Origin of the sequence: Streptomyces sp. Ag109_O5-10 (assembly GCF_900105755.1) — a bacterium.
Taxonomy (GTDB): domain Bacteria; phylum Actinomycetota; class Actinomycetes; order Streptomycetales; family Streptomycetaceae; genus Streptomyces.
Map to the genome: position 1 here is coordinate 6,953,922 of NZ_FNTQ01000001.1, position 18,090 is coordinate 6,972,011.

At 70.8% G+C, this 18,090-nt stretch carries 16 protein-coding genes; 14 read left to right on the forward strand and 2 right to left on the reverse strand.

The window, feature by feature from the left end:
• The first annotated feature begins 5 nt into the window (after positions 1–5).
• From murG to BLW82_RS31745, 8 genes are all read left to right on the forward strand, one after another.
• Complete coding sequence (gene murG, locus BLW82_RS31705; protein WP_093504093.1) at positions 6–1,094, forward strand: undecaprenyldiphospho-muramoylpentapeptide beta-N-acetylglucosaminyltransferase; 1,089 nt, start codon at positions 6–8, stop codon at positions 1,092–1,094.
• Positions 1,095–1,123: 29 nt separating this feature from the next.
• The gene (locus BLW82_RS31710; RefSeq protein ID WP_093508388.1) at positions 1,124–1,921 is read left to right on the forward strand and encodes a cell division protein FtsQ/DivIB; all 798 of its coding nucleotides are present in this window, start codon (positions 1,124–1,126) and stop codon (positions 1,919–1,921) included.
• Positions 1,922–2,199: 278 nt separating this feature from the next.
• Complete coding sequence (gene ftsZ, locus BLW82_RS31720; protein WP_093504097.1) at positions 2,200–3,396, forward strand: cell division protein FtsZ; 1,197 nt, start codon at positions 2,200–2,202, stop codon at positions 3,394–3,396.
• A 10-nt stretch (positions 3,397–3,406) separates the two neighbouring features.
• On the forward strand, positions 3,407–4,135 hold the full coding sequence (pgeF, locus tag BLW82_RS31725; protein ID WP_093504098.1) for a peptidoglycan editing factor PgeF: 729 nt from the start codon (positions 3,407–3,409) through the stop codon (positions 4,133–4,135).
• Positions 4,136–4,141: 6 nt separating this feature from the next.
• Complete coding sequence (locus tag BLW82_RS31730) at positions 4,142–4,861, forward strand: YggS family pyridoxal phosphate-dependent enzyme (protein ID WP_093504100.1); 720 nt, start codon at positions 4,142–4,144, stop codon at positions 4,859–4,861.
• 126 nt (positions 4,862–4,987) lie between these two features.
• Positions 4,988–5,629 carry a cell division protein SepF gene (locus BLW82_RS31735; protein WP_093504102.1) on the forward strand — a complete coding sequence of 214 codons (642 nt, stop codon included), beginning with the start codon at positions 4,988–4,990 and terminating at the stop codon, positions 5,627–5,629.
• A gap of 52 nt (positions 5,630–5,681) precedes the next feature.
• Entirely contained in the window at positions 5,682–5,966 is a 285-nt protein-coding gene (locus tag BLW82_RS31740; protein ID WP_046729537.1) for a YggT family protein, read from the forward strand.
• A 55-nt stretch (positions 5,967–6,021) separates the two neighbouring features.
• Complete coding sequence (locus tag BLW82_RS31745) at positions 6,022–7,302, forward strand: DivIVA domain-containing protein (RefSeq protein WP_093504104.1); 1,281 nt, start codon at positions 6,022–6,024, stop codon at positions 7,300–7,302.
• Positions 7,303–7,554: 252 nt separating this feature from the next.
• On the opposite strand, the gene ileS is transcribed toward BLW82_RS31745, so the two are convergent.
• Positions 7,555–10,692 (reverse strand): isoleucine--tRNA ligase, encoded by a 3,138-nt coding sequence (gene ileS / locus BLW82_RS31750; RefSeq protein WP_093504106.1) that lies wholly within the window; start codon positions 10,690–10,692, stop codon positions 7,555–7,557.
• A 593-nt stretch (positions 10,693–11,285) separates the two neighbouring features.
• Between ileS and BLW82_RS31760 the strand changes: the two genes are divergently transcribed.
• The 6 genes from BLW82_RS31760 (at position 11,286) to BLW82_RS31785 (ending at position 16,904) form a co-directional block, all read left to right on the forward strand.
• Entirely contained in the window at positions 11,286–12,137 is an 852-nt protein-coding gene (locus BLW82_RS31760) for a TraR/DksA family transcriptional regulator (RefSeq protein ID WP_177233141.1), read from the forward strand.
• A gap of 67 nt (positions 12,138–12,204) precedes the next feature.
• Positions 12,205–12,810 (forward strand): signal peptidase II, encoded by a 606-nt coding sequence (gene lspA, locus BLW82_RS31765; RefSeq protein WP_093504110.1) that lies wholly within the window; start codon positions 12,205–12,207, stop codon positions 12,808–12,810.
• Between the two features lie 95 nt (positions 12,811–12,905).
• A complete protein-coding gene (locus BLW82_RS31770; protein WP_093504112.1) occupies positions 12,906–13,850 on the forward strand; it encodes an RluA family pseudouridine synthase in 945 nt (314 codons plus the stop codon).
• The gene (locus tag BLW82_RS31775; RefSeq protein ID WP_093504114.1) at positions 13,847–14,317 is read left to right on the forward strand and encodes a GNAT family N-acetyltransferase; all 471 of its coding nucleotides are present in this window, start codon (positions 13,847–13,849) and stop codon (positions 14,315–14,317) included. Before BLW82_RS31770 ends, BLW82_RS31775 begins: the two co-directional genes overlap by 4 nt.
• 56 nt (positions 14,318–14,373) lie before the next feature.
• Positions 14,374–15,963 (forward strand): Na+/H+ antiporter, encoded by a 1,590-nt coding sequence (locus tag BLW82_RS31780; protein ID WP_093504116.1) that lies wholly within the window; start codon positions 14,374–14,376, stop codon positions 15,961–15,963.
• 200 nt (positions 15,964–16,163) lie between these two features.
• The gene (locus tag BLW82_RS31785) at positions 16,164–16,904 is read left to right on the forward strand and encodes an SDR family NAD(P)-dependent oxidoreductase (protein WP_093504118.1); all 741 of its coding nucleotides are present in this window, start codon (positions 16,164–16,166) and stop codon (positions 16,902–16,904) included.
• A gap of 8 nt (positions 16,905–16,912) precedes the next feature.
• Here the strand turns inward: BLW82_RS31785 and BLW82_RS31790 are convergent, their stop codons facing one another.
• Positions 16,913–18,022: a mechanosensitive ion channel family protein gene (locus tag BLW82_RS31790; RefSeq protein ID WP_093508389.1), complete on the reverse strand. Its 1,110-nt coding sequence runs from the start codon at positions 18,020–18,022 to the stop codon at positions 16,913–16,915.
• Between the last annotated feature and the right edge of the window lie 68 nt (positions 18,023–18,090).

Here is an 18,090-nt window from a genome sequence, read left to right on the forward strand (position 1 = left end):
TTTCGGTGCATGTCGTACTCGCTGGTGGGGGGACCGCCGGCCACATCGAGCCCGCGCTCGCCCTCGCGGACGCCCTGCGCAGGCAGGACCCCACCGTGGGGATCACGGCCCTGGGCACGGAACGCGGCCTGGAGACCACGCTCGTCCCGCAGCGCGGTTACGAGCTGGCACTGATCCCGGCGGTGCCGCTGCCCCGCAGGCCCACTCCTGAGCTGATCACCGTCCCCGGCCGGCTGCGCGGCACCATCAAGGCCGCCGAGCAGGTCCTGGAGCGCACCAAGGCGGACTGCGTCGCGGGCTTCGGCGGCTACGTCGCCCTGCCCGCCTACCTCGCCGCCAAGCGCCTCGGCGTGCCGATCGTGATCCACGAGGCCAACGCCCGTCCCGGCCTCGCCAACAAGATCGGCTCCCGGTACGCCGCGAGGGTCGCCGTCTCCACGCCGGACAGCAAGCTGCGCGACGCCCGCTACATCGGCATCCCGCTGCGCCGTTCCATCGCCACCCTGGACCGGGCCGCCGCCCGTCCCGAGGCCCGGCACCGCTTCGGCCTCGACCCCAACCTGCCCACGCTGCTGGTCTCCGGCGGCTCCCAGGGCGCCCGCCGCCTGAACGAGGTCGTCCAGCAGGTCGCGCCCTGGCTGCAGCAGGCCGGCATCCAGATCCTGCACGCGGTCGGCCCGAAGAACGAACTGCCGCAGGTGCACCAGATGCCGGGGATGCCGCCCTATATCCCGGTAAGTTACCTGGACCGGATGGACCTCGCGTACGCCGCGGCCGACATGATGCTCTGCCGTGCGGGCGCGATGACCGTCGCCGAACTCTCCGCCGTCGGGCTTCCGGCCGCGTACGTCCCGCTGCCCATCGGCAACGGCGAACAGCGGCTCAACGCCCAGCCGGTGGTCAAGGCGGGCGGCGGTCTGCTGGTCGACGACGCCGAACTCACCCCGGAGTGGGTGCAGCAGAACGTCCTGCCGGTGCTCGCCGACCCGCACCGGCTGTACGAGATGTCGCGTGCGGCAAGCGAGTTCGGCCGCCGGGACGCCGACGACCTGCTCGTCGGCATGGTGTACGAGGCGATCGCCTCAAGCCGGTAGGACCGTATGACGAAAGGCAAGTGAGCAGCGTGGCCGGACCGACCACCACCGCGGAACGCGGTGAGCGCCAGCAGGAGTCGTCCGGCCCGCCGCTCGTCCGGCGGCTACGGAACCGCCGCTTTCGTAGGATGGTCATTCTGGTACTGGCCGTGGTGCTCCTCGGTTCAGGCTCCGCCTGGCTGCTGTACGGCTCCCCGTGGCTGCGGGTGCGCCACGTCTCCGTGTCCGGTACGGCCGTTCTGACCCCCGAGGACGTCCTGGAGGCGGCCGACGTGCCGGTCGGGGCGCCGCTGGTCTCCGTCGACACCGGCGGGATGGAGGCCCGGCTGCGCCGGAGACTGCCCCGCATCGACACGGTGGACGTGGTCCGTTCCTGGCCGCGCGGAATCGGACTGAAAGTGACCGAGCGCGCCCCCGTGCTGCTCATCGAAAAGGGCGGAAATTTCACCGAAGTGGACAGGAAGGGCGTCCGGTTCGCCACGGTCTCGCAGGCGCCGAAAGGCGTTCCGGAGCTGGAGTTGAGTCCGCCCCGGTCGGGTTCGGCGACCGCGAGCCTGCGCCGGTTCGGCACCGACCGGCTGGTGCGGGAGGCGGTCGACGTCGCGCGCGCCATGCCGGCCGCCGTCCGCCGGGACACCCGGACCCTCAAGGTCCGTTCCTACGACGACATCTCGCTGGAGTTGAGCGGCGGCCGCGTCGTGGAGTGGGGCAGTTCCGAGAACGGTGCCGCGAAGGCGCGCACCCTCACCGCACTCCTGAAAGCCGCTTCCGGTGCCCGGCACTTCGACGTGAGTGTTCCCACCGCCCCTGCGTCATCGGCGAGTTGACGCACATCAGCGCAGGCCAGCACCCTGGTTGGGCACTGCTACGGCTGATCACATAGGGTGAAAAGAAAAACGGGAGGTTCGGCGTGTTCGTTGAACGGGCGCCACTTGTCGACTTAGTGTCCTGTTCAGAAGACTTCAAGGAACGGACACACTGGTAACCCTAAACTTCAACGTTAGGGTTCGGGTCGGCGCTACGGACCGTCCCAATCGGCATCTGTCGCCCCGCGCGGGACACCGCACGTGGACGGCAACGTAATTCGAGGCGAGAGGCCTTCGACGTGGCAGCACCGCAGAACTACCTCGCAGTCATCAAGGTCATCGGTGTCGGCGGCGGTGGTGTCAATGCCATCAACCGGATGATCGAGGTCGGCCTCAAGGGCGTCGAGTTCATCGCCATCAACACCGACGCACAGGCGCTGTTGATGAGCGACGCCGACGTCAAGCTCGACGTCGGCCGCGAACTCACCCGCGGACTCGGCGCCGGCGCCAACCCGGCCGTCGGCCGCAAGGCCGCCGAGGACCACCGCGAGGAGATCGAGGAGGTCCTCAAGGGGGCCGACATGGTCTTCGTGACGGCCGGTGAAGGCGGCGGCACCGGCACCGGCGGCGCGCCCGTCGTGGCCAACATCGCGCGCTCGCTGGGCGCCCTCACCATCGGCGTGGTCACCCGCCCGTTCACCTTCGAGGGCCGGCGCCGCGCCAACCAGGCCGAGGACGGCATCGCCGAACTCCGCGAAGAGGTCGACACCCTCATCGTCATCCCGAACGACCGGCTGCTGTCCATCTCGGACCGCCAGGTCTCCGTGCTCGACGCCTTCAAGTCGGCCGACCAGGTCCTGCTCTCCGGTGTCCAGGGCATCACCGACCTCATCACCACCCCCGGCCTGATCAACCTCGACTTCGCCGACGTCAAGTCGGTCATGTCGGAGGCCGGTTCGGCCCTCATGGGCATCGGCTCGGCCCGCGGCGACGACCGCGCGGTGGCCGCCGCCGAGATGGCGATCTCCTCGCCGCTCCTGGAGGCCTCCATCGACGGCGCCCGGGGCGTGCTGCTCTCCATCTCCGGCGGCTCCGACCTCGGCCTGTTCGAGATCAACGAGGCCGCCCAGCTGGTCAGTGAGGCCGCCCACCCCGAGGCCAACATCATCTTCGGCGCGGTCATCGACGACGCCCTCGGCGACGAGGTCCGCGTCACCGTCATCGCGGCCGGCTTCGACGGGGGCCAGCCCCCGGCCCGCCGGGACAACGTCCTCGGTTCGTCCTCCGCCTCCGCCCGCCGCGACGAGCCCGCTCCGGCCCGCCGGGAGCCCGAGCGCCCCTCCTTCGGCTCGCTCGGCAGCGTGACGCCGAAGGAGGAGCCGGAGCCGGCGCCCGAGCCGGTGGCCGACATCCCGGTCGCCCCGCCGGTCCCGCCGTCCCGTTCCTACACGGACAGCGCGGCCGAGGAACTGGACGTACCGGACTTCCTCAAGTGATCCTTACGACGTGATAGGACAGCGCGAGACCGTGAGCGGCGCGCACTTCGCCTTCACCGACAGGTGGGGCGGGGTGAGCGCCGCTCCGTACGAGGAGCTCAACCTGGGCGGGGCGGTCGGCGACGACCCCGGCGTGGTACGGACCAACCGGGAGATCGCCGCCAAGGCGCTCGGACTGGACCCCGGCCGGGTGGTCTGGATGAACCAGGTGCACGGGAACGACGTGGCCGAGGTCGAGGGACCGTGGACCACCCGGCTCACCCCGGAGGTCGACGGGCTGGTGACCGCGGTCCGCGGGCTCGCCCTCGCCGTGCTGACCGCGGACTGCGTGCCGGTCCTGCTGGCCGACCCGGTGGCCGGAGTGGCCGCCGCCGCCCATGCCGGGAGGCCGGGCATGGTCAAGGGGATCGTGCCGGCCGCGATCGACGCCATGGAGTCGCTCGGCGCCGACCCGGCCCGGATCGTCGCCCGCACCGGACCCGCGGTGTGCGGCCGGTGCTACGAGGTGCCCGAGGCGATGCGCGCCGAGGTGGCCGCCGTCGAGCCGACGGCGCACGCCGAGACCAGCTGGGGCACTCCGGCGGTGGACGTGAGCGCCGGAGTGCACGCACAGCTGGCGCGCGCCGGAGTGCTCGACCGGGCGCAGTCGCCGGTGTGCACGCTGGAGTCGGGTGATCACTTCTCGTACCGGCGGGACCGCACCACCGGGCGGCTCGCCGGCTATGTGTGGCTGGACTGATGGGGCATGACGGACCGTAAGACCGAACTCGCCGGAAACCTGGCGAAAGTGGAGGAGCGCATCGCCGCCGCCTGTGCGGCGGCCGGGCGCAAGCGGGAGGAGGTGACCCTGATCGTGGTCACCAAGACCTACCCGGCGAGCGACGTGCGGATCCTGTCGGATCTCGGGGTGCGCCACGTCGCCGAGAACCGGGACCAGGACGCGGCCCCCAAGGCCGCCGAATGTTCGGATCTGCCCTTGGTTTGGCACTTTGTCGGTCAATTGCAGACCAATAAAGTGCGATCCGTAGTGGGTTATGCGGATCTCGTGCAGTCCGTCGATCGCGCCAGGCTCGTGGACGCGCTGTCGAGGGAGGCGGTGCGGGCCGGGCGCGAGGTCGGGTGCCTCCTCCAGGTCGCGCTCGACGCGGGCGCGAGCGGCCGAGGGGAGCGCGGCGGCGTGGCGCCGGGCGGAATCGAAGAGTTGGCCGCCTGCGTCGCCGGCTCGCCGGGACTGCGGCTCGACGGCCTCATGACCGTCGCTCCGCTCACCGGGGAGTACGCGGGGCGCCAACGCGCGGCGTTCGGGCGGTTGATGGATTTGTCGACCGACCTGCGCCGAGCCCATCCGGCTGCGAAAATGGTCTCCGCAGGGATGAGTGCGGACCTTGAGGAAGCCGTGGCCGCCGGGGCGACACATGTACGCGTCGGCACTGCGGTACTCGGAGTCCGCCCCAGGCTCGGGTAACGTCGCCAGGAAGTCGGACCACAGCAGAAAATATGGTCAATGCCGCCCAATACGGGCACAACGGCCTTGTGGATCGCGGGACTTGGCAGTCGTCACCGATCCACCACAGAGCGGAGGACTCAGAGCATGGCCGGCGCGATGCGCAAGATGGCGGTCTACCTCGGCCTCGTGGAGGACGATGGGTACGACGGCCGCGGATTCGACCCCGATGACGACTTCGAGCCCGAACTGGACCCGGAGCCCGAGCGGGATCATCGACGGCACGAGCCGTCACACCAGTCCCACGGTTCACACCAGTCCCAAAGGGACGATTCGGTACGAGTGGTACAGCCGTCGCCCCCCCGCGAGCCGGTGTCGCATTCCGCGGCGCTGCCCGCGGAATCGGGGCGCCCGGCGCGCATCGCCCCCGTGGCGTCCATCACACAAGAACGCGCGAGCCTGGAGAAGAACGCACCGGTGATCATGCCCAAGGTCGTGTCGGAACGAGAGCCTTACCGGATCACCACGCTTCACCCCCGGACCTACAACGAGGCCCGTACCATCGGGGAACACTTCCGTGAGGGCACGCCGGTGATCATGAATCTGACTGAGATGGATGACACAGACGCGAAGCGACTTGTCGACTTTGCGGCCGGTTTGGTGTTTGGTCTTCACGGCAGCATCGAGCGGGTGACGCAGAAGGTGTTCCTGTTGTCGCCTGCTAACGTCGATGTCACGGCGGAGGACAAGGCCCGCATCGCAGAGGGCGGGTTCTTCAACCAGAGCTGAGACGCAAGACCGGTACTAGGCACGGAAACAGGGGAGAGGGAAAGCACGGACCATGAGCGTGTTCCTGGATGTGATCTACATCGCGCTGATGTGCTTCCTCATCGTGCTCATCTTCCGGTTGGTCATGGACTACGTGTTCCAGTTCGCCCGCTCATGGCAACCCGGCAAGGCGATGGTGGTCGTACTTGAGGCCACCTACACTGTCACCGATCCACCGCTCAAGCTTCTGCGGCGGTTCATTCCGCCGCTGCGTCTCGGGGGCGTGGCGCTCGACCTGTCCTTCTTCGTACTGATGATCATCGTCTACATCCTGATCGCGATCGTTGGTCGGCTGTGATGAGCGATGTGACCTACCGTCTTGCCGATGCCGACGACTACGTTGAGGTGAAGAGATGCCGTTGACCCCCGAGGACGTGCGGAACAAGCAGTTCACGACCGTCCGCCTCCGAGAAGGCTATGACGAGGACGAGGTCGATGCCTTCCTCGATGAGGTCGAAGCCGAACTGACGCGCCTGCTCCGCGAGAACGAGGACCTGCGCGCCAAGCTGGCCGCGGCCACGCGTGCTGCTGCCCAGAACCAGCAGAACATGCGCAAGCCTCCGGAGCAGGACCAGCAGGGCGGGATGCCCCAGCAGGGCGGGATGCCGCAGCAGGGCATGCCTCAGGGCATGCCGCAGCAGGGCATGCGAGGTCCCGGCGCTCCGGTGCCCGCCGGCATATCGGGCCCGCCGCAGCAGCAGATGGGTGGCCCCATGGGCGGTCCCCCGCAGCTGCCGAGCGGTGCCCCGCAGCTGCCGGCCGGCCCCAGTGGCCAGGGCGGTCCGCAGGGTCCCGGCCCGATGGGCCAGGGTCCGATGGGCCAGGGTCCCGGTCAGATGGGTCAGGGTCAGATGGGCCAGGGCCCGATGGGTCAGGGTCCGATGGGCCAGGGCCCGATGGGTCAGGGCCCGATGGGTCAGGGTCCGATGGGCCAGGGCATGGGCCCGATGGGTGGCCAGCCCCCCATGCAGCAGCAGATGGGTGGCCCGATGGGCGGCCCCATGGGCGGTCCGATGGGCGGCCCCGGTCAGGGCCCCGGTGGCGACAGCGCCGCCCGTGTCCTCTCGCTGGCCCAGCAGACCGCCGACCAGGCGATCGCCGAGGCCCGCTCCGAGGCCAACAAGATCGTCGGCGAGGCCCGCAGCCGCGCCGAGGGTCTGGAGCGCGACGCCCGTGCCAAGGCCGACGCGCTGGAGCGGGACGCGCAGGAGAAGCACCGCGTCGCCATGGGCTCCCTGGAGTCCGCGCGCGCCACGCTGGAGCGCAAGGTCGAGGACCTGCGCGGCTTCGAGCGCGAGTACCGCACGCGTCTGAAGTCGTACCTGGAGTCGCAGCTGCGTCAGCTGGAGACCCAGGCCGACGACTCCCTGGCGCCGCCGCGCACCCCGGCCACGGCCTCCCTCCCGCCGTCCCCGGCGCCCTCCATGGCCCCGGCCGGCGCGAGCGCCCCGTCCTACGGCGGCAACCCGTCGATGGGTGGCCCGTCCCCCGCCGGCCCGTCCTACGGCGGCCAGCAGCAGATGACGCCGGCGATGACCCAGCCGATGGCACCGGTACGCCCGCAGGGCCCCTCTCCGATGGGCCAGGCGCCGTCCCCGATGCGCGGCTTCCTCATCGACGAGGACGACAACTGACGGCGGGCGCGTAGCGCGCGTAGCCGTCGGCAGCACCACAGGGCGGGGCCCCGGATTCCGATCCGGGGCCCCGCCCTTTTTACGCGTGTTGCGCAGGCATCCCGAGGGACGCGGGGAACCGCGCGCCCACGACACTGACCTGTGCATGAAGGGGCGCGGGAAGCCGCGCACGGTACCTGCTCAGGCCCGCACCTACGAAAAGGGGCCCGATCCCCACCGTGGAGACCGGGCCCTTCTCGAACAGGCCGGCGCTTACGCCTTGCGGAGCCGGAACGTCAGAGACAGCCCCTCGTCCACGAACGGTTCGCCGTAGCTGCCGTCGGCCTCGCCCTGCGCGAAGTCCGTCGCCAGCACCTCGTCGGCGATCAACCCGGCGTGCTCCGCCAGCGCCGCGATCACCGCCGGGTCGGTCGACACCCACCGCAGCGCGATCCGGTCGGCGACGTCCAGCCCGCTGTTCTTGCGCGCCTCCTGGATCAGCCGGATCGCGTCCCGGGCGAGGCCCGCCTGGCGCAGCTCCTCCGTGATCTCCAGGTCGAGCGCGACGGTCGCACCGGAGTCCGACGCCACCGACCAGCCCTCACGCGGCGTCTCCGTGATGATCACCTCGTCCGGTGCCAGCGTCACCGTCTCGCCCTCGACCTCGACCGACGCCGTGCCCTCGCGCAGCGCCAGCGACAGCGCGGCCGCGTCCGCCGCGGCGACCGCCTTGGCGACCTCCTGCACCCGCTTGCCGAACCGCTTGCCGAGCGCCCGGAAATTGGCCTTCGCGGTCGTGTCGACCAGGGAGCCGCCCACCTCGGAGAGGGACGCCAGCGACGACACGTTCAGCTCGTCGGTGATCTGCCCGTGCAGCTCCGGGTCGAGCGCGTCGAAGCCGACCGCCGCCACCAGCGCCCGGGACAGCGGCTGCCGCGTCTTGACGCCCGACTCCGCGCGCGTGGCCCGGCCGAGCTCCACGAGCCGCCGTACCAGGACCATCTGCTTCGACAGCTCCGGGTCGATCGCCGACAGGTCGGCCTCCGGCCAGGAGGACAGGTGCACCGACTCCGGCGCCCCCGGGGTCACCGGCACCACCAGGTCCTGCCACACCCGCTCGGTGATGAACGGGGTCAGCGGGGCCATCAGCTTGGTGACGGTCTCCACGACCTCGTGCAGCGTGCGCAGCGCGGCCTTGTCGCCCTGCCAGAACCGGCGCCGGGAACGGCGCACGTACCAGTTGGACAGGTCGTCGACGAACGCCGAGAGCAGCTTTCCGGCGCGCTGGGTGTCGTACGCCTCCAGCGCCTGCGTCACCTGGTCGGTGAGCGCGTGCAACTCGGAGAGCAGCCAGCGGTCCAGGACCGGGCGGTCGGCCGGGGCCGGGTCCGCCGCGGACGGCGCCCAGTTCGACGTACGGGCGTACAGAGCCTGGAAGGCGACCGTGTTCCAGTAGGTCAGCAGCGTCTTGCGGACGACCTCCTGGATGGTGCCGTGCCCGACCCGGCGGGCCGCCCACGGGGAGCCGCCGGCCGCCATGAACCAGCGCACCGCGTCCGCGCCGTGCTGGTCCATCAACGGGATCGGCTGCAGGATGTTGCCCAGGTGCTTGGACATCTTGCGGCCGTCCTCGGCGAGGATGTGCCCCAGGCAGACCACGTTCTCGTACGACGACCTGTCGAAGACCAGGGTGCCGACGGCCATGAGGGTGTAGAACCAGCCGCGCGTCTGGTCGATCGCCTCGGAGATGAACTGCGCCGGGTAGCGGGACTCGAACAGGTCCTTGTTCTTGTACGGGTAGCCCCACTGCGCGAACGGCATCGAACCCGAGTCGTACCAGGCGTCGATGACCTCCGGCACGCGCGTGGCCGTCTTCGCGCACTGCGGGCACGCGAAGGTGACCTCGTCGATGAACGGGCGGTGCGGGTCCAGCTCCGACTGGTCGGTGCCGGTCAGCTCGGTCAGCTCCGCGCGGGAGCCGACCACGGTGAGGTGGTCGTCCTCGCAGCGCCAGATCGGCAGCGGGGTGCCCCAGTAGCGGTTCCGGGACAGCGCCCAGTCGATGTTGTTGTTCAGCCAGTCCCCGTACCGGCCGTGCTTGACCGTCTCCGGGAACCAGTTCGTCCCCTCGTTCTCCGCGAGCAGGCGGTCCTTGATCGCCGTCGTGCGGATGTACCAGGACGGCTGCGCGTAGTAGAGCAGCGCGGTGTGGCAACGCCAGCAGTGCGGGTAGCTGTGTTCGTACGGCAGGTGCTTGAAGAGGAGGCCGCGCTGCTTGAGGTCCTCGGTGAGCCGTTCGTCGGCCTTCTTGAAGAAGACGCCGCCGACCAGGGGCACGTCCTCCTCGAAGGTGCCGTCCGGGCGCACCGGGTTCACCACCGGCAGACCGTAGGCGCGGCAGACCCTGAGGTCGTCCTCACCGAAGGCGGGGGACTGGTGGACCAGGCCCGTACCGTCCTCGGTCGTGACGTACTCCGCGTTCACGACGTAATGCGCCGGTTCCGGGAACTCCACGAGCTCGAACGGACGTTGATAGGTCCAGCGCTCCATCTCGGCGCCGGTGAAGGTCTGGCCCGTGGTCTCCCAGCCCTCGCCGAGCGCCTTGGCGAGGAGCGGCTCGGCGACGACGACCTTCTCCTCGCCGTCGGTCGCGACGACGTAGGTGACCTCGGGGTGCGCGGCGACCGCGGTGTTGGACACCAGGGTCCACGGGGTGGTCGTCCAGACCAGGAGCGCGGCCTGGCCGGCGAGCGGACCGGAGGTGAGCGGGAAACGGACGTACACGGAGGGGTCGACGACCGTCTCGTAGCCCTGCGCCAGCTCGTGGTCGGACAGGCCGGTGCCGCAGCGCGGACACCAGGGGGCGACGCGGTGGTCCTGGACCAGCAGGCCCTTGTCGAAGATCGTCTTCAGCGACCACCAGACCGACTCGATGTACTCGGGGTCCATCGTGCGGTAGGCGTCGTCCAGGTCGGTCCAGTACCCCATGCGGGTCGTCAGCGCCTCGAAGGCGTCGGTGTGGCGGGTCACCGACTCCCGGCACTTGGCGTTGAACTCGGCGATGCCGTACTTCTCGATGTCCGGCTTGCCGCTGAAGCCCAGCTCCTTCTCGACCGCCAGCTCGACGGGCAGGCCGTGGCAGTCCCAGCCGGCCTTGCGGGCCACGTGGTAACCGCGCATGGTGCGGAAGCGGGGGAAGACGTCCTTGAAGACGCGCGCCTCGATGTGGTGGGCGCCGGGCATGCCGTTGGCGGTGGGCGGCCCCTCGTAGAACACCCATTCGGGGCGGCCCTCGGACTGCTCCAGGGTCTTGGCGAAGATCTTCTGCTCGCGCCAGAAGTCGAGCACGGCGTGCTCGAGGGCGGGCAGGTCGACCTGTGCGGGCACCTGGCGGTACGTCGGCGCTGTCATCTGCGAGCTTCCTCCAACGGACTTGCTGCCTTCCGTCGGAGGGACGAGAGCCTTGTCCTGCCTACGCCGTGTGCGGCGCGCTCCCGCGGTACCACCCTCCTTGGCCCTCCGGACGCCGTGCGCGCCGGTGAGCCCCCTCATTGGGGTCGCGAAGCCGGCTCTACCGACCCTTGCAGGGCTTTCTTCCGGCGGCTCCGGGGTGATCTTCACGTCGCGCTCGCCCCCGGGCTTCCACCGTCCCCGGGTCGCTCTGGGCTGCGTACGCCGCTACTCGTCCCCATCCACGCTTCTCGCTCCGCCCAGTGTACGGCGCCGCACGGACAGCGGCCGACCCGTTTTCCGGAGCCCGCCGGGGCGCGGCGGCCCGACTGCCGAGATGACCCGAATGGCGGGGTACGCGTGTTCGCATCCTGGGATGTCCTGCTCGACGGATTACCGGGCGGGGAGCTGGGCACAACGCATGCATACCTGCTGCGTGGGGGGTGCGGGGCAGGCGGATCGGGCGGCGTGCCCCGTTGCCGCGGGACTCGAGTCGATTTATCGTCCGAGCACGATTCGCGTGCAAAATCACAATATGTGAAGGGGCTGCGGCCATGGTGGCGAAGAAGACCGCCGTACAGCAGCCGGCGTCCGGCCGGTCCAGGGGCGCGGCCGCCTCCGGCGGCGACACCGAAGAGGACCGCGGAAGGCGGGGCACGCGCACGAGAGCGGCGGCTCCTTCCAGGAAAACGCCGGATGGAATGGCTTCCGCCGGGAAAGAGGACGCGAAGAAGGCACCCGTGAGGAGGACGGCCGCGAAGAAGGCCGTCGCGAAGAAGGCCGACGGGGCGAAGTCGGCGAAGGCGGAGCAGAGCGCGTCCAGGGCCGCGGCGACGAAGACCGCGGTGGCGAAGAGCACGGCCAAGAAGAAGAGCACGGCCAAGAAAGCGGGCGCGGCGCGGGCCGCGAAGCAGACGGGAGCCACGACGGTGGTTGCGAAGAAGACTCCTGGCACGGCCACGGCGGCGGACACCGCCGTCCCCAAGGCGCGGATCGCCGCGGCGGCTCCGGGCGAACTCGCGGTGCGTGCCGGCGAGGACCCGTGGACGCCGGAGGAGGTCGAGGAGGCGCGCACCGAGCTGACGACCGAGGCGATGCGGCTGCGTGCCGAGCTCGACGCGTCGGAGAGCGCCCTGGCCGGACTGATGCGGGACTCCGGGGACGGCGCGGGTGACGACCAGGCCGACACCGGCACCAAGAACATCACCCGCGAGCACGAACTGGCGCTGGCCGCCAACGCGCGCGAGATGCTCGAACAGACCGAGCGCGCCCTGCAGAAGCTCGACGCGGGCACCTACGGTCTCTGCGAGAACTGCGGAAACCCCATCGGCAAGGCGCGGATGCAGGCCTTCCCACGGGCCACCCTGTGCGTGGAGTGCAAGCAGAAGCAGGAACGCCGCTACTGAGCATCGGGGTCCCCCGGGGCGTGCCGTAGTCTCGTCCCGAGGCAGGCACCTAGGTTGAGGGACTCACGTGGCAGAGGCGGAACGCATCATCGGTACGCCGGGCACCCCGGACGACGGCGGCGAGCGGACGGTGCCGCCCGGCGCGTCCGGTGCGGATCAGCAGTCCACCGCGGACCAGCGGCCCGGCCGCGGGCGCCGGATCGCCGTGCTGTTCGCGGTGGCCGCCTTCGCGTACGCCCTCGACCTGGTCAGCAAGATGATCGTGGTCGCGAAGCTGGAGCACCACGCCCCGATCGAGGTCGTCGGCGACTGGCTGGAGTTCCACGCGATCCGCAACCCGGGCGCGGCCTTCGGATTCGGCGGCGCCTTCACGATCATCTTCACGCTGATCGCGGCGGCGGTGATCGTCGTGATCTTCCGGCTGGCGCGCAAGCTGTACAGCTTCCCCTGGGCGGTCGCGCTCGGCCTGCTGCTCGGCGGCGCGCTCGGCAACCTCACCGACCGGATCTTCCGCTCGCCGGGGATCTTCGAGGGCCAGGTCGTCGACTTCATCGCGCCCAAGCACTTCGCGGTGTTCAACCTGGCCGACTCCGCGATCGTCTGCGGCGGCATCCTGATCGTGCTGCTCTCCTTCCGCGGCCTGGACCCGGACGGGACCGTCCACAAGGACTGACGGGGGCGCAGGGCCCGCAGCGGCCCGCGGCGGCCCAGAGCGGCCCGCGGGGGCTTGCGTACGGAGCCGTCGGTGGTGTCCGGCATACTCGACGGGTGAGCACGATTCCCGAGATCCGAACCCTGCCCGTGCCCGACGGCCTGGAGGGCGAGCGCGTCGACGCCGTCATCTCCCGCATGTTCGGCTTCTCCCGCACCAAGGCGGCCGAGCTGGCCGCGGCGGGCAAGGTCCAGGTCGACGGCTCGGTGGTCGGCAAGTCCGAGCGGGTGCACGGCGGGGCCTGGCTGGAGGTCGAGATGCCGGGGGCGCCCGCGCCCGTGCAGATCGTCGCGGAGCCCGTCGAGGGCATGGAGATCGTGCACGACGACGACGACGTGGTCGTGATCGTCAAGCCGGTCGGCGTGGCCGCGCACCCCTCGCCCGGCTGGACCGGCCCGACCGTGATCGGCGGCCTCGCCGCCGCCGGCTACCGCATCTCCACCTCCGGCGCCGCCGAGCGCCAGGGCATCGTGCACCGCCTCGACGTCGGCACGTCCGGCCTGATGGTGGTCGCCAAGTCGGAGCGGGCGTACACGTCGCTGAAGCGCCAGTTCAAGGAGCGCACGGTCGACAAGCGCTACCACACGCTCGTGCAGGGCCACCCCGACCCGACCAGCGGCACCATCGACGCCCCGATCGGCCGCCACCCGCAGCACGACTACAAGTGGGCGGTCACGGCCGACGGCAAGCCCTCCGTGACCCACTACGACCTCGTCGAGGCGTTCCGCGCGGCCTCCCTGCTCGACGTGAAGCTGGAGACCGGCCGCACCCACCAGATCCGCGTCCACATGGCCGCCCACCGCCACCCCTGCGTCGGCGACCTCACCTACGGCGCCGACCCGACGCTCGCCAAGCGGCTCCGTTTGACCCGCCAGTGGCTGCACGCCGTCCGGCTCGGTTTCGAGCACCCCGGGGACGGCGAGTGGGTCGAGTTCGCCAGCGACTACCCGGCCGACCTGCAGGAGGCGCTCGACCAGGTCCGCGAGGAGACGTACGGGTGACCACGCGCGCGTACACGGTGCGGGTCGCCGAGGACCCGGCCGATCTGGAGGCGTGCTTCGCGGTGCGCAAGCAGGTCTTCGTGGTCGAGCAGCGTGTCCCCGAGGACCTGGAGTACGACGCCTACGACCCCGTCGCCGTGCACGTCCTGGCGGTCCGCGCGGACGGTGTGCCCCTCGGCACCGGCCGGCTGCTGCACGGCGCGGTGGCCGCGGCCAAGACCGGCGGCGACCCGTCCCTCGGCTCCCTGGGCCGGCTCGCGGTCGCCGCGGAGGCCCGCGGTCTCGGCATCGGCGTCGCCCTGGTCCGGGCCATCGAGGAGGCCGCACGCGCGCGTGGCCTGACCGCGGTGGACCTGCACGCGCAGACCCACGCGCTGGGCTTCTACGAGCGGTTGGGCTACCAGCCGTACGGCCCGGAGTACGAAGAGGCCGGCATCCCGCACCGGGGGATGCGCAGGGTTTTGTAGCCGGCATGGCACGCTGGAGTCCCGCTGTGTGATCGTCTACACCCGGAGCGCTGGCCGTGGATCAGTTGGCCCTGTTGTTCGTGCTGCTGCTCGGGGCCCTCGTCAGTGTTCCGGTGGGGGACCGGCTCGGACTGCCGGCGCCCGTGCTGATGACGTTGTTCGGGATCGTCCTCGCGGTCGCCGACTTCGTGCCGAACGTGAACATCCCGCCCGAGCTGATCCTGCCGGGTCTGCTGCCGCCGCTGCTCTACGCCGCCGTGCGGCGGACCTCCTGGCGGCAGTTCACGGCCAACAAACGGCCGATCTTCCTGCTCGCCGTGGCCCTGGTCTTCGTCACGACGCTGTGTGTGGCCGTCGTCGCCAACACGATCGTGCCCGGACTGCCGATCGCGGCCGCGCTCGCGCTGGGCGCGCTGGTGGCCCCGCCCGACCCGGTCGCCGCGACCGCGGTCGCCGGACAGCTCGGGCTGCCCCGCAGGCTGGTGTCGATCCTGGAGGGCGAGGGTCTCTTCAACGACGTCACGGCCATCGTCCTGTACCACGTGGCGATCGCCGCCGTGGTCAGCGGCACCTTCTCGCCCTGGCGGGCCGCGCTGGACTTCCTGCTCTCCGCCGTGGTCGCGGTCGTCGTGGGGCTGGTGCTCGGCTGGGGTGCGAACAAGCTGATGGACGTGCTCGGCGACGCGACCCTGCAGATCGGTCTGACCCTGATCGTGCCGTACGCCTCGTACGTCCTCGCCGAGGAACTGCACGGCTCCGGGGTGCTCTCCGTGCTCACCACGGCGCTGTTCATCGCCGAGTACGCCACCGACGCCGACGACGTCATGACCCGGCTCGCCGGATACACCTTCTGGGACATCGTCGACACGCTCGTCACCGGTGTCGCTTTCGGGCTGATCGGCCTGGAGCTGCACAACGCGATCCGCACGGCGTCCGGCCGCTGGGGCGAGCTGCTCGGCTGGGCGGCCGCGATCGTGGGCGTGGTGGTCGTGGTGCGGCTGGTCTGGCTGCTGCCGGCGACCTGGCTGACCAAGCGGCTGCACGCCCGACGGCGGGACTACGACGAGGAGATCCCGACCAGCTGGCGGGAGACCATCGTGATGTGGTGGTCCGGGATGCGCGGGGTGGCGTCGGTGGCGCTGGCCCTGGCCATCCCCCTGAAGACGGACGACGGCTCCGCCTTCCCGGACCGCGACGAGATCGTCTTCATCGCCTTCGGCGTGATCATGGCGACGCTGGTCCTCCAGGGGCTGACCCTGCCTTGGCTGGTGAAACGGCTGGGGGTACGGGCCGACACCGACCGCGAGAAGGAGATCGAGAAGGAGCTGGGGATACGGGCGGCGAAGGCGGCACGGCGGCGCCTGAAGGAGATCGAGCAGGTCGAGGATCTGCCGGAGGACGTGACGGAGCAGATGCTGCGGCGCGCCTTCGAGATCGGGTTCCGGATCAGCCCCGACGTGGTGGAGGACGAGCGGCGGGAGGGCCACGACAAGCGGATGCGGCGGCTGAAGCGGGTGCGGCGGATCCAGCAGGAGATGCTGAGCGCGGCGCGGCACGAGGTGCTGGCGGCGCGCAGCGAGCCGGGGGCGGATCCGGAGATCGTGGACCGGGTGCTGCGGCACCTGGACGTGCGTAGCCTGCGCTGAGCGCTCCGCTGGAGGCGCTGATGTGCCGTGATGCGTCATCGGTCGTGTGTCGTCGGTCGGCTGCGGCGCCGTCCTGGCCGGTCGCGCAGTTCCCCACGGCCCTGGCCCTTCGGGCGCGCTGCGCTGCGGCAGTCATACAAGTGCATGGCGCCTGTGGACAGTCACAGGCGCGGACGGCTCCGCCCTCGTAGTCTCGGATCATGGCTCGGAACATTGTGATCAGTGGTGGAGGAACCGGGATCGGGCTCGCCGCGGCGCGGGTGTTCGCCGGGGACGGGGATCGGGTGCTGCTGCTCGGGCGGCGCAGAGAGGTGCTGGAGAAGGCGGGGGTGCCCGGGGCGGAGGTGTACGCCGCCGATCTGGCCGAACCCGAGGAGGTGCGCGCGGTCGCGCGCTTCGTCGCCGAGGAGTTCGGGACCGTGGACGTGCTCGTCCACAGCGCCGGCGGGAACGCGGCGCGCGCGGCCGACGCGGAGACCGGTGACCCGCTCGACGCCGCCGCCCGCGTCTGGACCGGCAACTTCCGGCAGAACACGCTGACCGCCGTGCTGCTCACGGAGGCACTGAGGGACCGGCTCGCCGATCCCGGCGGCCGGGTGCTGTTCATCAGCTCCATAGCAGCCTTCCGGGGCTCGGGCAGCGGGTCCTACGCCGCCTCCAAGGCGGCCCTGCACCCGTACGCCCACGACCTGGCCCGGCAGCTCGGCCCCCGCGGAGTCACCGTGAACGTGGTCGCGCCCGGGTATGTCGAGGACACCGACTTCTTCGGTGGGCCGGTGGCGGAGGCCCGGCGGGAGCAGCTCGTCGCCGAGACGTCCACGGGGCGGGCCGGCACACCCGGTGACGTCGCCGCCACCCTGCACTGGCTGGCCTCCCCGGCCGCCGGGCACGTCACCTCGCAGGTCGTCCAGGTCAACGGCGGCGCCGAACGCGGCCACTGAGCGAGGTCTCAGCCGCGGCCCGTGCGAGGCGGCTCGTGCAGGCGCCGGTTGGCCGCCCCGTCCTGGGAGGGCACGATCCCGCCGGGCGGCAGGACCGCGTCGGCCGTGTTGACCCGGGGCAGGGCGTACGGGTGCTCCGCGCACAGCCAGGTCATCATCTGCTCGCGGACGGTCACCCGGACCGTCCAGATGTCGTCCGCGTCCTTGGCGGTCACCAGCGCCCGCACCTGCATGGTGTTCGGCGTCGAGTCGGTGACGACCAGGCCGTAGGCCCGCCCGTCCCAGGCGGGGCACTCGCGCAGGATGTCCTTGAGCTTGTCCCGCATGGCCTCGACCGGCGCCGAGTGGTCGACGTGCCAGTAGACGATCCCGGTCATCTGCGGGGTGCCCCGCGACCAGTTCTCGAAGGGTTTGGAGGTGAAGTAGGACACCGGCATGGTGATCCGGCGCTCGTCCCAGGTCCGTACCGTCAGGAAGGTCAGGGTGATCTCCTCGACCGTGCCCCACTCGCCGTCGACCACGACCGTGTCACCGATGCGCACCATGTCACCGAAGGCGATCTGCAGGCCGGCGAACATGTTCGCCAGGGTGGACTGGGCAGCCACGCCGGCGACGATGCCGAGGATTCCGGCGGAGGCCAGCAGCGAGGCACCGGCCGCGCGCATCGCCGGGAAGGTCAGCAGCATCGCCGCCACGGCCACCACTCCGACGACCGCCGTCACCACCCGCATGATCAGCGACACCTGGGTGCGCACCCGGCGGACCCGGGCCGCGTCGTGGTGGGCGCGGGCGTAGCGGTCGTAGGTCGTCTCCACGACGGCCGCCGCGATCCGCACCACCAGCCAGGCGGCCGACCCGATCAGCACCAGGGTCAGGATCTGGCCGACGGCGACCCGGTGCCTCAGGATCAGCTCGGCCTGGTCGTAGGAGCCTCTGAGCAGGGCCGAGCACAGCACCAGCTGATAGGGGATGCGGCCGCGCCGCAGCAGGCCCCACAGGGGTGTCTCGCTGTGCCGGGTGTCGGCCTTGCGCAGCAGCAGGTCGGTCGCCCAGCCGATCAGCAGGGTGAGGACGACGGCGCCGCCGACCACGATCAGCGGGCGGAGTACGTTCTCCATCTCCATGGGTCCGAACGTAACCGCTTCGGCGGGATCCTGAACATTCCGATCGACATGAAGGGGGTGAC

Coding starts and splice junctions, on each gene's coding strand:
- BLW82_RS31730 (WP_093504100.1), top strand. CDS start 4,142: ATGACGGACCGTAAGACCGAACTCGCCGGAAACCTGGCGAAAGTGGAG.
- BLW82_RS31735 (WP_093504102.1), top strand. CDS start 4,988: ATGGCCGGCGCGATGCGCAAGATGGCGGTCTACCTCGGCCTCGTGGAG.
- BLW82_RS31740 (WP_046729537.1), top strand. CDS start 5,682: ATGAGCGTGTTCCTGGATGTGATCTACATCGCGCTGATGTGCTTCCTC.
- BLW82_RS31745 (WP_093504104.1), top strand. CDS start 6,022: ATGCCGTTGACCCCCGAGGACGTGCGGAACAAGCAGTTCACGACCGTC.
- ileS (WP_093504106.1), bottom strand. CDS start 10,692: ATGACAGCGCCGACGTACCGCCAGGTGCCCGCACAGGTCGACCTGCCC.
- BLW82_RS31760 (WP_177233141.1), top strand. CDS start 11,286: ATGGTGGCGAAGAAGACCGCCGTACAGCAGCCGGCGTCCGGCCGGTCC.
- BLW82_RS31785 (WP_093504118.1), top strand. CDS start 16,164: ATGGCTCGGAACATTGTGATCAGTGGTGGAGGAACCGGGATCGGGCTC.
- BLW82_RS31790 (WP_093508389.1), bottom strand. CDS start 18,022: ATGGAGAACGTACTCCGCCCGCTGATCGTGGTCGGCGGCGCCGTCGTC.